Below are 12816 nucleotides of genomic sequence, written 5' to 3'. Positions count from 1 at the left end.
ACACCATGCGCATCACCCAGCGTGCCGCGAAGTCCGGCGTACTCGTCCTCGTCCTCGCCGGCCTCGGGGGAGCCGTGCTGCACAGCCTGCCCGAGCCCGCCGACCACGCCGTCCGCCCGACGGTGGAGCGCGACCTCGACACGTGGTCGATGCCGCTCGACGGCTACGCCCAGCCCGGTTGGTCCGAGACCGGGTACGCAGAGTCGCTCCTCGACCAGTCCTGCCTGCGTGACGTCGGCATCGACTTCCCGGTGCCGTGGGCGACGTCCGCGGGCCTGCAGGCAGAGTCGGTCGCCGACGAGACGCCGGAACGCGGCAACGACGCTCCCGCACTCGACTGGTCACGACCGCTGAGCAAGGCGGCGGCGGACCTCGGCTACCACCGGCCGTCGGCACGGGGTGCGAACCGTGACGGCTGGCGGCAGTGGGCGGAGGACCCCGAGCACGACGCGGCGTTCGACCGCGCCGACCGGTCCGCCGTCGATCGGTGCTTCGAACGTTCCCGTCGCGCGCTCGGCACGGACGACGACGAGGAAGCCCAGGGCGCCTCGATGACCGCGAAGCGCCTCACCTACCTCGCCGCGGACGAGGCACGACGAGAACCGGCGGTCGTCGCTGCGGCGGCACGCTGGCGCACGTGCCTCGGACCGCACGCCCCGAGCGCGCTCCCCGAGGACCCGCAGGGGATGCCGACCGCTCCGATGCGCCAGGCGTTCGGCATCAGCGGCCTCGCACTGCCCGTCACGAAGCCCGAGATCGCCCTCGCCGAGCACGACCTGGCCTGCCAGCAGTCGTCCGGCTACCGGGAGGCGCTCTACGACGCGCAGTGGTCCCGGCTCCTCCACGTCACCGCCACCGACGCCGCCGTGCTGGCGGCCGCGCGGCCGGACCAGCTCGCGGTCGCCGACCGCGTCGCCAGGACGATCGAGCGACTGGCGCCGGACGCACCGGAGGGCGTCGACTGACGGACAACGGCGACAGACCCGCGGTCGCGGGCAGGTGGACCTGGGGGGACCGGTCCGCGACCGCGCGCAGGGACGGACGGGAGGCTCGTGGCGGCACCGCCACGAGCCTCCGGTCCGGTGGTGGGCAGTGCCGCGGTGCGACACGCCCGACGTCCCCTGCTAGACTCACAAACCGACTTCGGCGAGGGCCGCGCAGCGCGCGGCCGTGATCGACGCGGTAGGGAGACCCGGCCCAGTCCTGGGAGCGTTCCTCACGCGTGCACGCGTTCGAGTTGCAACACCACAGACCCCCCGATGCCGGCACCCCGGCGTCGACCCCGACACCAGGAGGCACCATGGCCGACTACACCAAGCTCGCAGCGGAGACCCGCACCAAGTTCGGCAAGGGCGCTGCGCGCAAGCTCCGCGCCGCCGACAAGATCCCCGCGGTCGTCTACGGCCACGGCACCGAGCCGCAGCACATCACCCTCCCGGGCCACGAGACGATGCTGCTCGTCCGTACCGCCAACGCGGTCGTCGACCTCGACATCGAGGGTGCGGCCCAGCTCGCCCTCGTCAAGGACGTCCAGCGCGACCCGGTGCGCCAGATCATCGAGCACATCGACCTCGTCGTCGTGCGCCGTGGCGAGAAGGTCACCGTCGACGTCCCCGTCGTCGTCGAGGGCGAGTCGTTCTCCGGCACGATCCACGTCCAGGACCTCTCCTCGGTCTCGCTCCTCGTCGAGGCGACCGACATCCCGGAACACGTGACCGTCGACGTCGAGGGCCTCGAGGACGGCACCCAGGTGCTCGCCTCGCAGCTCGAGCTGCCGACCGGCGCCGAGCTCGAGACCGACGGCGAGGCGCTCGTCGTGCAGATCGTCACCCCGCGTGGCACCGCTGACGACGACGCTGCCGACGAGGCCGCTGCCGAGGCGGGCGCCGAGGCCGGCGCCGAGGGCGGCTCCGCCCCGGTCGACTCCGAGTAACACACCCTCCGCGGAACGTCTGGCCGACGCTGATGACAGGAACGACCCTCGTCGTGGTCGGGCTCGGGAACCCCGGGCCCGGCTACGCGGGGAACCGTCACAACGTCGGCCAGATGGTCCTCGACGAACTCGCCGCCCGCATGGGTGCGACGTTCAAGAAGCACAAGACGCCGAACCAGGTCGCCGAGGGGCGCCTGGTGCCCGGCGGACCGAAGCTCGTCCTGGCGAAGCCGGGATCCTTCATGAACACCTCGGGTGGCCCGGTCTCGAGCGTGCTCGGGTTCTACAGCGCCACCCCGGCGGACCTCGTCGTCGTCCACGACGAACTCGACCTGCCGTTCGACACCGTCCGTCTCAAGGGCAGCGGCGGGCACGGCGGCCACAACGGGCTCCGCGACATCATCAAGGCGACCGGCACGAACGAGTTCACCCGGGTGCGGATCGGCATCGGCCGTCCCCCGGGTCGCCAGGACCCCGCCGACTACGTCCTGCGTGACTTCTCGCCGGCCGAGAAGAAGACGCTGCCGAACCTGCTCGCCGACGGCGCCGACGCCGTCGAGGCGATCGCGGAGCTCGGGCTCCTCGCCGCGCAGCAGCGCGTGCACGCCCCGTCGTGAGCACGGTCCTGTTCGCGGCCGACGGCCCCGTCCAGGTGATCGCGCTCGTCGTCGTGGTGATCGTCGGCTTCACGCTCACCTTCGCTGTCCGGATGCTGACCCGGAAGGCGACCCGGGACGACCGCTCGGACACGCGGCCGTCGCAGCCGGACGATCTCGAGCCCGGACAGGACTGATCCCGGCTTCGCCGGTGCCCGGTAACCACGGTCGGGAGGCGCAGTGCAGGTCAGCGGCGGCTGTCCGGTTCCCGCCGGGTCCCCGAACTGGGGGACCGTCACGTCCCCCGGTCGTCGGTAGGTTCGCCGTCGGGGCGACCGTCCCGACGACGAGGGGGCGACGTGGGGCGAGCACGACACCGGGCAGGACCGACAGACGTCGCACAGCGCTCCGGCACGGGGGTGCGTGCGGTCCTCGCCGTCGTCCCGGCCGCGGTCGCGGTCATCGCGGTCGGCATGGCCTCCCTGCTCACCCAGGACGGCGCGGTCGCCGCCACCGAGACCTGGACACCGACGAGCGCCGAGTCGTCCGCGCCACCGGTCGCGAGCAGCTTCTCCGCCCCGAACGACGTGCACCACGACGTCGACGGACGACTCCTGGTCGCCGACTTCGCCGGGAACGGCCTGCTGCGCCGCGGACTCGACGGCACCTGGAGCGTGGTCGCTCCGTTCGGCACGGCGCCGGGCGACATGTGGAACCCGTCGGCCGTGACCACCCTCGACGACGGCCGCATCCTCGTCGCCGAGGCCGGGCGGCGGTCGATCACGCTCCTCTCCCCGGACGGGCTCGTCGTCTCCCGGTGGGCCCCGCCTCCGAGCGGACGAGCCGTCTCCGAACTCGCGGTGCAGGGGACGACGGTCTTCGCTGCCGTGCCCGGCAGCGGATCGCTCTGGACGGCCGAGCTCGGCAGCGGGACGTGGACGGCGGTCGCGGGTCCGTGGTCCGACCCGAGCGGCGTCGCGATCTCCGCCGACGGTGGAACGCTCACCGTGACGGACGCCGGACCCGACGAGGTGTGGCAGGTCGACCGCGCGTCGGGCGTCGTCAGCGCGCTCGGGTTCCCGGCCGACGGGCAGACCCGGCTCCGCGGGGTGGCGGTCGACGACGGGGACGTCTTCGTCGTGGACAACGGGAACGGCCGCGTCTGGTCGGACGCCGGCGGCGCGTGGGCTCCGGCGTTCTCGACGGCGCCCGACGGGTCGGCACTCGCGAACCCGACCGCGGTGTCCGTCGGCCCGGGTCGGAGCCTGGTCGTGGCGGACTACAACCGGCAGCGGATCGTCACCGCGACGTCGTCCGGCCGCGTCGAGGAGACCCCGGGCACGAGCCCGACCGCGCCGACGGCGGAGCCCCTGCCGTCGGACATCCCGACGCCCGAGCCGACGGCTGGCCCGACGAGCGCCCCGTCTCCCGGACCTTCGGCGGAGCCGACGACTCCGGCGACCGGTGAGCCGACGACGCCGGCGAGCAGTGACCCGAGCGGCGGTTCGACCCCCTCGCCGACGTCCGACCCGACCGCCTCGCCGACGTCCGATCCGACCGCCTCCCCGACCGACCCGTCGACGCCCGACCCGACTGCCTCGCCGACGTCCGACCCGACGGGGGAGCCCATCCCCGAGACGACGTCGGAACCGACCGCTGCACCGACGTCCGACCCGACGGGGGAGCCCACCCCCGGGCCGACGTCGGATCCGACCGCAGCGCCGACGTCGGATCCGAACGACCAGCCGACGCCCACGCCGACGCCGACGCCGACGCCGACGCCGATGCCGAGCAGCGAGCCGGGTACGGACCCGTCGGCGCCGGCGACCGACGAGCCCACCCCCGCCTCCACGGGTGAGCAGACCGACGAGCCCACCGACGAGCCGAGCGCGACGCCGACGGTGACCCCCGCACCGACCTCGTCGCCCTCCCCGACCGACGATCCCACCGCGGAGCCGACCGCCACGCCGCAGCCCGATCCGTCGACGGAGCCCGGTCCCTCGACGGACCCGGAGCCGACCGACGAGCCGGGCCCCACCCCGACGCCGCCCGGCCCCGGACCGACCACCCCGGAGCCGACCCCGTCGCCGTCGGGCACCCCGGGTGCGACACCGACGACCGACCCGGGCCCCCGACCCGAGCCGGATCCCGACCCGACGGGCGAGGCGAGCGCGACCCCGACCCCCTCCGCCCCGGCCACGGCAGGACCGCTCCCGACCGGGACACCCTCGACGGGAGCGGAGCCGTCGCCCGCACCGTCCCCGACGGCCGAGCCGACCGCGGAGCCGGAGCCCGGACCGACCTCCGCGCCGGAGCCGACCACGGCGCCCGGACCGACGACCGCGCCGGAGCCGACCACGGCGCCCGGACCGACGACCGCGCCGGAGCCGACCACCGCGCCCGAGCCGACCACCGCGCCCGAGCCGACCACCGCGCCCGGACCCACCACGGCGCCCGAGCCGGGGGCGACCACCGCCCCGGAGCCCGGACCGTCGCCCTCGCCCGACGCCTCGTCCGGAGCCGCCCCCGGCCCGACCGGCGCCCCCGCACCGACGGCCGCACCCGACCTGGACCCGTCGCCCGGCCCGGACGGCTCCACCGGCGGGGGAGGACCGACCGCCCCGACCCCGACCGCCCCGATCCCGAGCGCCGACCCGGGGTCGTCTCCCGGCCGCGGCGGGACCACCGGCGTGACGGGTGCCGACGCGGCGGACGGTGCCGCGCCTCCCGACCGGGCCGGCTCCACGTCTGCGGACCGCAGCCCGACCACCCTCGCCTGGACCGGCGCCGCACCCGTCGCGCCCGCGCTGCTCGTGGCCGCGCTGCTCGTCCTGATCGGGTCCCGACTCCGTCGCCGCAGCTGACCGTGTTCGCCGCCCGCGCACGCCGGGCCGGGTGTCGGACGCCGCCGGTACCATCGTCTGAGTGACGATCTCGGGCATCATCCCTGCGCTCTCGCGCGCCTCCGCGTTCGATCGCGTCCTCCGCGCTGCCGGGCGTGACGCGGACTTCTCCGTCGTCGACGGCCTGCGGGTCCCGTTGCTCGGCGCGCTGCTCGCCGAGCGCAACGGTCCCCAGTGCCTCTTCGTCGTCACCGCCACCGGGCGTGAGGCCGAGGCGGTCCGCGGCGCCTTCACGTGCACGGTCCCGGACGCCGAGGTCCGCGAGTTCCCCGCGTGGGAGACCCTGCCGCACGAGCGCCTCAGCCCGAGCGCCCAGACGGTCGGCACCCGCATCGCGACGCTCCGCAAGCTCGCCGCGTGGCAGGACGCCGATCCGGCCGACCGCCGCACGATCGTCGTGGTCGCGAGCGTCCGCGCCGCACTGCAGCCCATCGCGGGCAACCTGACGTCGCTCGCCCCGGTCGCACTCGCGACGGGTTCACGCGGCAACGACCTCGCGGCCATCGCGTCGCAGCTCGTCGACCTGGCCTACGCCCGGGTCGACCTCGTCACCCGCCGCGGCGAGTTCGCGGTGCGCGGTGGCATCCTCGACGTCTTCCCGCCCGGTGCCGACCACCCGGTGCGCGTCGACTTCTTCGGGGACGAGATCGAGGCGATCAAGGCGTTCTCGGTCGCCGACCAGCGCACCACCGACGACGACCTCGGCTCGGTCGAGCTCACCGCCTCGCGCGAGCTCCTGCTCAGCGACGACGTGCGCCAGCGGGCACGCGAGATGCTGCACGAGTTCCCGAACCTGTCGCAGATGCTCGCGAAGATCGCCGAGGGGATCCCGGTCGAGGGCATGGAGTCCCTCGCGCCGGCGCTCGTGCAGGACCTCGTGCCGATCACCACCTACCTGCCCGAGACCGCCACGATCGCGGTCCTCTCGCCCGAGCGGGTCGCCGGTCGCGCGCACAGCCTGGCCGAGACGAACACCGAGTTCCTGCAGGCCGCGTGGAGCGCCGCGGTCGCGGGCGCACAGGCACCCATCGACCTCGACGCGGGCAACTTCCTGTCCGTGCAGCAGCTCAAGAACACCCGCGGCCAGCGCACCTGGTGGACGGTCACGCCGTTCGACTCGGGGCTCGACGAGGGTGACCGCGAGCGCGTGCTCACGGACGCCGAGGCCGCTGCCGAGGCCGGTGAGTACATCCGCGTCCGAGCGGAGTCGATCCCGAGCTTCGCGGGCAGTGCGGACGGGGCCGTCGAGCACGTCAAGCAGCTCGTCGACGACGGGTGGGGCGTCGTCGTGACGGCGCAGGGCAAGGGGCTCGTCGAGCGCGCGGTGCAGGTGCTCGCGGACGCGGGTGTCGCGGCTCGTGCCGAGGACCTCACCGCTCCGCCCGAGCCGGGTGTCGCGATCGTCACCACCGCCACCGTCGAGGCCGGCTTCGCGACCCCCGACCCGCGGATCGCCGTCCTGAGCGAAGCCGAGTTCTACGGCCGCAGCGTCCAGCAGGGCGCCCGCACCGTCAAGAAGCTCGCCGCCCGCCGCAAGAACGTCGTCGACCCGCTGCAGCTGAAGCCGGGCGACGTCGTCGTGCACAACACCCACGGCATCGGCAAGTTCGTCGAGCTCGTCTCGCGCGAGGTCAGCTCCGGCGGCCGCAACGCCGTGAAGACGCAGCGCGAGTACCTCGTGCTCGAGTACGCCCCGTCGAAGCGGAACTACCCGGGCGACAAGCTCTTCGTCCCGACCGACCAGCTCGACCAGCTCTCCCGGTACGTCGGCGGCGAGAACCCCACCCTGTCCAAGATGGGCGGCTCGGACTGGTCCGCCGCGAAGTCGAAGGCGCGCAAGGCCGTCCGCGACATCGCCGTCGACCTCGTGAAGCTGTACTCGGCGCGCATGGCCTCGAAGGGGCACGCGTTCGGTCCGGACACCCCGTGGCAGCGTGAGCTGGAGGAGGCCTTCCCGTTCGCCGAGACCGCCGACCAGCTCACCACCATCGACGAGATCAAGCGCGACATGGAGAGCCCGATCCCGATGGACCGCCTGCTCTCCGGCGACGTCGGCTACGGCAAGACCGAGGTCGCGATCCGCGCGGCGTTCAAGGCCGTGCAGGACGGCAAGCAGGTCGCCGTGCTCGTCCCGACGACGCTGCTGGTGCGCCAGCACATGGAGACCTTCCAGGAGCGCTTCGCGGGCTTCCCCGTGCACCTCCGCGCACTCAGTCGCTTCCAGACCGAGAAGGAGTCGAAGGAGACGATCGCCGGCCTCGCCGACGGCACCGTCGACATCGTGATCGGCACGCACCGCATCCTGTCGCAGAACATCGCGTTCAAGGACGTGGGGCTCGTCATCATCGACGAGGAGCAGCGCTTCGGCGTCGAGCACAAGGACCAGCTCAAGAAGCTCAAGACCAACGTCGACGTGCTCGCGATGTCCGCGACCCCGATCCCGCGGTCGCTCGAGATGGCCGTCACCGGCATCCGGGAGATGTCGACGCTCGCGACCCCGCCGGAGGACCGCCACCCCATCCTGACCTTCGTCGGGCCGCAGTCCGACCTGCAGGTCGCCGCCGCGATCCGCCGCGAGCTCCTGCGCGAGGGCCAGGTCTTCTACGTGCACAACCGCGTGAAGGACATCCAGTCGGTGGCGTCGCACCTGGCCGAGATCATCCCCGAGGCCCGGATCCAGGTCGCCCACGGGCAGATGTCCGAGGGCACCCTCGAGCAGGTCATGGTCGACTTCTGGGAGCGCAAGTTCGACGTGCTCGTGTCGACGACCATCGTCGAGACGGGCCTGGACATCGCCAACGCGAACACGCTGATCATCGACAAGGCCGACAAGTACGGGCTGTCGCAGCTCCACCAGCTCCGCGGTCGCGTCGGCCGTGGGCGTGAGCGCGGGTACGCGTACTTCCTCTACGACGCCGACAAGCCGCTCTCCGAGACCGCACAGGACCGGCTCGAGACCATCGCCGCGAACAACGAGCTCGGCGCCGGCATGCAGGTGGCCATGAAGGACCTCGAGATCCGCGGCGCGGGCAACCTGCTCGGCGGCGAGCAGTCCGGGCACATCGCCGGGGTCGGCTTCGACCTGTACCTCCGCATGATCGGCGAGGCGGTGTCGCAGTTCCGCGGCGACGTCGCCGAGGGACAGACCGAGCTCCGGCTCGAGATCCCGGTCGACGCGCACATCCCCGAGGACTACGTCGAGTCCGAGCGGCTCCGGCTCGAGGCGTACCAGAAGCTGTCGGCCGCATCGGCTCCGGCTGCGCAGCCCGAGGCGATCGACATGGTGCTCGACGAGCTCACCGACCGCTACGGCCAGCCGCCGCAGCCGGTGCTCACCCTGGTCGAGGTGTCGCGCCTCCGCCGCATGGCGCAGCAGGTCGGCCTGTCCGACGTCGTCGTGATGGGGTCGAACCTGCGCATCGCGGGCAAGGAACTCGCCGACTCGGCCCAGGTCCGGCTGACGCGCATGTTCCCCGGCGCGCGCTGGTTCCCGCAGCAGGACGCCGCGAGCATCCCGCTGCCGAAGCCGCACGGCGAGACGCTGCCCGACGACGGGCTCATCGAGTGGGTGGAGAGCATCCTGACGGCCGTCTACGGCGCGTCCAAGGCCCCCGCGGAGGCGCCTGCCTCCTGACGCGGCCTGCGCGAAGTGACGCGACCCGACGCGGCCTGGAGGCGCGGTGCCAGCCGGTACCGCGCCTCCAGGCCGACGAGTGGTCGCCATCCGACATCGCACGTGTCGATCGACCCGTGCGACGTCGCACGGTGCGCCTGCAACGACACGTCCGCGGTCGTCCGACGGCGGACGTGTCGCAGCGCAGTGGCCGCTCGGTGCGTTACTCGGTGGCCTCGGCCTCGGAGAGCTCGCGTCGCGCGCGGTAGCGGCGGGCGCGCAGGCTGACGACGACGGCGGACGCGAGGATCGCGATGCCGGACCCGACGAGCACGGCGAGGACACCCTCGTCGAGGATCTCCTCGTTCCGGGCGAACGCCAGCTCGTTCATGAGCAGCGAGACCGTGAAGCCGATCCCGCCGAGCACGCCGACCGTCACGATCGACCAGAACGAGAGCGTCGATCGACCGGGGGCGCGGAAGATGCGCGTCGCGACGGCACCGAACAGCGTGATGCCGATGACCTTGCCGACCGGGAGCGCGAGGACGACGGCCCAGAACGTGGGGGAGAGCTCGCCGATGCCGACGCTCGGGAGCACGACCGCCGCCGAGGCGAAGGCGAACACCGGCAGCACGACGGCGTTCGACCACGGCTCGACGTTCTCGTGCAACGTGTGTCCCGGACGGCGGGGCAGGACGAGACCGAGCGCGACGCCGGCGATGGTCGCGTGCACGCCCGAGTGGTACACGAGCCACCACGTGACGAGGCCGACCAGCACCATCGCGGCGATGATCCACACGTGGCCGGTGCGGCCCGGACGCAGCAGTCGACCGAGCACCGCGAAGACGACGAGGGCGACGATCGCACCGCCGAGCGCGAGGAAGTCCGTGCCGTGCGCGAAGACGACGGCGATGATGACGATCGCGATGAGGTCGTCCAGCACCGCGAGCGCGAGCAGGAACACGCGCAGCGTGGAGGGCAACCCTCGACCGAACATCGCCAGGACCCCGAGCGCGAACGCGATGTCCGTCGCGGTCGGGATGGGCCACCCGTGCTGGTACGGCGTGCCCGAGGTCACCAGGAGGAAGATCCCGGCCGGCACGAGCACGCCGCCGACCGCGGCGATCGCCGGGATGACGGCCGTCTTCGGGTTCGAGAGTTCCCCGTCGAGCAGCTCCTGCTGCAACTCGATCGCGACCAGCAGGAAGAAGACCGCGAGCAGGCCGTCGCTGATCCAGTGCGACACGGACAGGTCGAGACCGACCGCTCCCCACGGCGAGTGCGCGTCGAGGGCTCGTTCGAGGCCCGGTCCGAGCGGCGAGTTCGCCACGAGGAGGCCGAGCACGGCGGCGGTCAGGAGCGCGATCGCGCTGAAACGGGGGGAGCGGACGAGTGCCGACATGGATCTCCGACGGTGTGCGGGTACGGGTACGGAACCGTCGACCAGACTTCCCGACACACCAGGGGTGAGCCTACCGGAGCGGCCTGCGTGCGAGCATGACGCCATGACCGCCGTCACGGACCTCGTCGAAGTCGTCGACCGCCTGCTCGCCCCCGACGGCGGTTGCGTGTGGAACCGTGCACAGAGCCACGCATCGCTCGCGCGGTACGCCGTGGAGGAGTCGTACGAACTCGTCGACGCCATCGACTCCGGCGACGACGACGACCTCCGCGAGGAACTCGGCGACGTGCTCTACCAGGTCGTGTTGCACGCCGGACTGGCTGCAGCGCAGGGCCGGTTCGACCTCGAGGACGTCGCCGCCGGTGCTCGCGACAAGATGGTCCGTCGGCACCCGCACGTGTTCGGTGCCGAACGGGCGGACACGGAGGCGGAGGTCGTCCGGGTGTGGCGGGCGGCGAAGTCGGCCGAGAAGGCGTCGCGCACGAGTGTCCTCGACGGGGTCCCGAGGGCGATGCCGCCGCTGGAGCGAGCCGTGAAGCTGCTCGAACGCCTGGAGGAGCGTGGCGACGCCGCCACGGTCGTCGCCGCCGTCACGTCGGCGGCCGCGCCTGCCGAGGGCAGCCGGTCGGAGGGCGCCGTCGACGACCGGTGGGGTGCGGGGATGCTCGCCGAGGTCGCAGCGGCGCGGGAGGCGGGCATCGACGTCGTCGCCAGCCTGCGGGACGCGGTGACCCGGCTCGAGGCCGGCGCGCGCGTCGGGGAGTGAGCTGCGCCTCTTGTTCGGCGCGCGCGGAGGAGCGCCGGGCAGGCAGACGAGAGGGCGGGCACCCTCCCAACCCGAAAAGGAGGGTGCCCGCGAGCGGGCCACGACGCGCCAAGGCGACACGTCGACAGGGATGCCCGCCCGAACCGCGGGGCACCGTTGCAGCACACCAGCCCCGCGAACGGTCTGGTGGCCGGATCAGGAGGCCGTCAGACCGAGGTTCTGTATGTAGCGTACCAGTAGACCGGGTGGGGCGCAAGATCCTGCCTCGGTTCTGGCAAGATTGGCGCATGGCGACGACCGTGACGGCTCCCCGTGGCATGCGTGACTTCCTCCCGGCGGACAAGGCCCGTCGCGAGCACGTCCTCGGGGTGGTCCGGGACGTGTACGCGCGTCACGGGTTCGACGAGATCGAGACCCCGGTCGTCGAGGACGCCGCACGCCTGCACTCGGGGCTGGGCGGCGACAACGAGAAGCTCGCGTTCGCGGTGATGCGCCGCGGGCTCACCACCGAGGACCTGCAGCAGGCGGCTGCGCCGCTCGACCTCGCGGACCTCGGACTCCGCTTCGACCTGACGGTCCCGCTCGCCCGCTTCTACGCCTCGCACCGCGCCGAGCTGCCCGCGGTGTTCCGTGCCGTGCAGATCGCACCCGTGTGGCGTGCCGAGCGTCCGCAGAAGGGGCGCTACCGGCAGTTCGTCCAGTGCGACATCGACATCCTCGGCGAGCCGGGGCAGCTCGCGGAGATCGAGCTCATCCGCGCGACCACCGCCGCGCTCGACGCGCTCGGCATCGCGGACACCACCATCCGGATCAACGACCGTCGCATCCTGCTCGCGCTGCTCGCCTCGTGGGGGATCACCGACCCGGACGCCGCGGACCGGGCGCTGATCACGGTCGACAAGCTCGACAAGATCGGTGCGGACGGTGTGGCCGCCGAGCTCCGCGCGACGATCGGCGCCGACCTGCCGGGCCTCGAGGACACGATCCGTGCGCTCGAGGCCGCGGACTGGGTGTCCGTCGAGGGGGCGCCGTGGCTCGATGCCGAGGCGTTCGCGGACCTGCTCCGCCTCCGCCGGGCCCTGCCGGGCGTGGACCTGCGCTTCGACCCGACACTCGTGCGCGGCATGGGCTACTACACGGGCACGATCTTCGAGGTCGCCCACCCCGACTTCGGCTACAGCCTCGGCGGCGGCGGTCGCTACGACGGCATGATCGGACGCTTCCTCGGGCAGGACGTGCCCGCGGTCGGGTTCTCGCTCGGGTTCGAGCGGCTCGTCGACCTCGTCACGCTGCCGGAGTCGGCCGAGTCGGACGCCGTCGTGCTCCTGTACGACAGGGACGTCGACCCGGTCCGCCTCGCGGCGCTCAAGACCGAGGCCCTCGCGTCGCACCGTCGCGTCCGGCTCGAGCGGCGGCCGAAGAACACCAAGAACCTGCTCGCGAGCCTCGCCGAGCAGGGCTTCGCGGCCTTCACCGGTGTGCGGGCCGACACCGAGACCCTGGAAGGTGTCGAGTTCCGCCCGCTGGCGTGAACTCCTCCACACCCGACGTCATCCGCGGCGAGGCGTCCACCGCGCCTCGGTAGGATCGACCCGCTGTCCAC

At 73.0% G+C, this 12816-nt stretch carries 9 protein-coding genes; 8 read left to right on the top strand and 1 reads right to left on the bottom strand.

What is annotated here, in order from left to right:
• Nucleotides 1-5: 5 nt before the first annotated feature.
• From ACIQFY_RS09355 to mfd, 6 genes are all read left to right on the top strand, one after another.
• Nucleotides 6-965 carry a hypothetical protein gene (locus ACIQFY_RS09355; RefSeq protein WP_400339577.1) on the top strand — a complete coding sequence of 320 codons (960 nt, stop codon included), beginning with the start codon at nt 6-8 and terminating at the stop codon, nt 963-965.
• A 335-nt stretch (nt 966-1300) separates the two neighbouring features.
• Nucleotides 1301-1933, top strand: coding sequence for a 50S ribosomal protein L25/general stress protein Ctc (locus tag ACIQFY_RS09350; RefSeq protein WP_066652537.1), 633 nt, complete (start codon nt 1301-1303; stop codon nt 1931-1933).
• 32 nt (nt 1934-1965) lie between these two features.
• Complete coding sequence (pth, locus tag ACIQFY_RS09345) at nt 1966-2550, top strand: aminoacyl-tRNA hydrolase (protein WP_326495664.1); 585 nt, start codon at nt 1966-1968, stop codon at nt 2548-2550.
• The gene (locus ACIQFY_RS09340) at nt 2547-2726 is read left to right on the top strand and encodes a hypothetical protein (protein WP_326495665.1); all 180 of its coding nucleotides are present in this window, start codon (nt 2547-2549) and stop codon (nt 2724-2726) included. Before pth ends, ACIQFY_RS09340 begins: the two co-directional genes overlap by 4 nt.
• Nucleotides 2727-2888: 162 nt before the next feature.
• Nucleotides 2889-5393, top strand: a complete 2505-nt coding sequence (locus ACIQFY_RS09335; protein WP_400339574.1) for a hypothetical protein — start codon at nt 2889-2891, stop codon at nt 5391-5393.
• A gap of 61 nt (nt 5394-5454) precedes the next feature.
• Nucleotides 5455-9066 carry a transcription-repair coupling factor gene (gene mfd, locus ACIQFY_RS09330; RefSeq protein ID WP_400339572.1) on the top strand — a complete coding sequence of 1204 codons (3612 nt, stop codon included), beginning with the start codon at nt 5455-5457 and terminating at the stop codon, nt 9064-9066.
• A 202-nt stretch (nt 9067-9268) separates the two neighbouring features.
• Here the strand turns inward: mfd and nhaA are convergent, their stop codons facing one another.
• On the bottom strand, nt 9269-10447 hold the full coding sequence (gene nhaA, locus ACIQFY_RS09325; protein WP_400339569.1) for a Na+/H+ antiporter NhaA: 1179 nt from the start codon (nt 10445-10447) through the stop codon (nt 9269-9271).
• Nucleotides 10448-10550: 103 nt separating this feature from the next.
• On the opposite strand from nhaA, the gene ACIQFY_RS09320 reads away from it, so the two are divergent.
• Together ACIQFY_RS09320 and hisS are read left to right on the top strand one after the other, a co-directional pair.
• Nucleotides 10551-11213 carry a MazG family protein gene (locus ACIQFY_RS09320; protein ID WP_400339566.1) on the top strand — a complete coding sequence of 221 codons (663 nt, stop codon included), beginning with the start codon at nt 10551-10553 and terminating at the stop codon, nt 11211-11213.
• 287 nt (nt 11214-11500) lie between these two features.
• Nucleotides 11501-12745 (top strand): histidine--tRNA ligase, encoded by a 1245-nt coding sequence (gene hisS / locus ACIQFY_RS09315; protein ID WP_400339564.1) that lies wholly within the window; start codon nt 11501-11503, stop codon nt 12743-12745.
• The last annotated feature ends 71 nt before the right edge of the window (nt 12746-12816 follow it).

The sequence above is a fragment of the Curtobacterium sp. NPDC092190 genome, assembly GCF_044755625.1.
Classification (GTDB): Bacteria; Actinomycetota; Actinomycetes; order Actinomycetales; family Microbacteriaceae; genus Curtobacterium.
Note: the sequence above shows the minus strand (reverse complement) of the source record. Positions and strands in the feature narration are given on the sequence as shown.

What these genes read in the sequence shown, in the direction of transcription:
- ACIQFY_RS09355 (WP_400339577.1), top strand. Translation starts at nt 6, where the DNA reads ATGCGCATCACCCAGCGTGCCGCGAAGTCCGGCGTACTCGTCCTCGTC.
- ACIQFY_RS09350 (WP_066652537.1), top strand. Translation starts at nt 1,301, where the DNA reads ATGGCCGACTACACCAAGCTCGCAGCGGAGACCCGCACCAAGTTCGGC.
- pth (WP_326495664.1), top strand. Translation starts at nt 1,966, where the DNA reads ATGACAGGAACGACCCTCGTCGTGGTCGGGCTCGGGAACCCCGGGCCC.
- nhaA (WP_400339569.1), bottom strand. Translation starts at nt 10,447, where the DNA reads ATGTCGGCACTCGTCCGCTCCCCCCGTTTCAGCGCGATCGCGCTCCTG.
- ACIQFY_RS09320 (WP_400339566.1), top strand. Translation starts at nt 10,551, where the DNA reads ATGACCGCCGTCACGGACCTCGTCGAAGTCGTCGACCGCCTGCTCGCC.
- hisS (WP_400339564.1), top strand. Translation starts at nt 11,501, where the DNA reads ATGGCGACGACCGTGACGGCTCCCCGTGGCATGCGTGACTTCCTCCCG.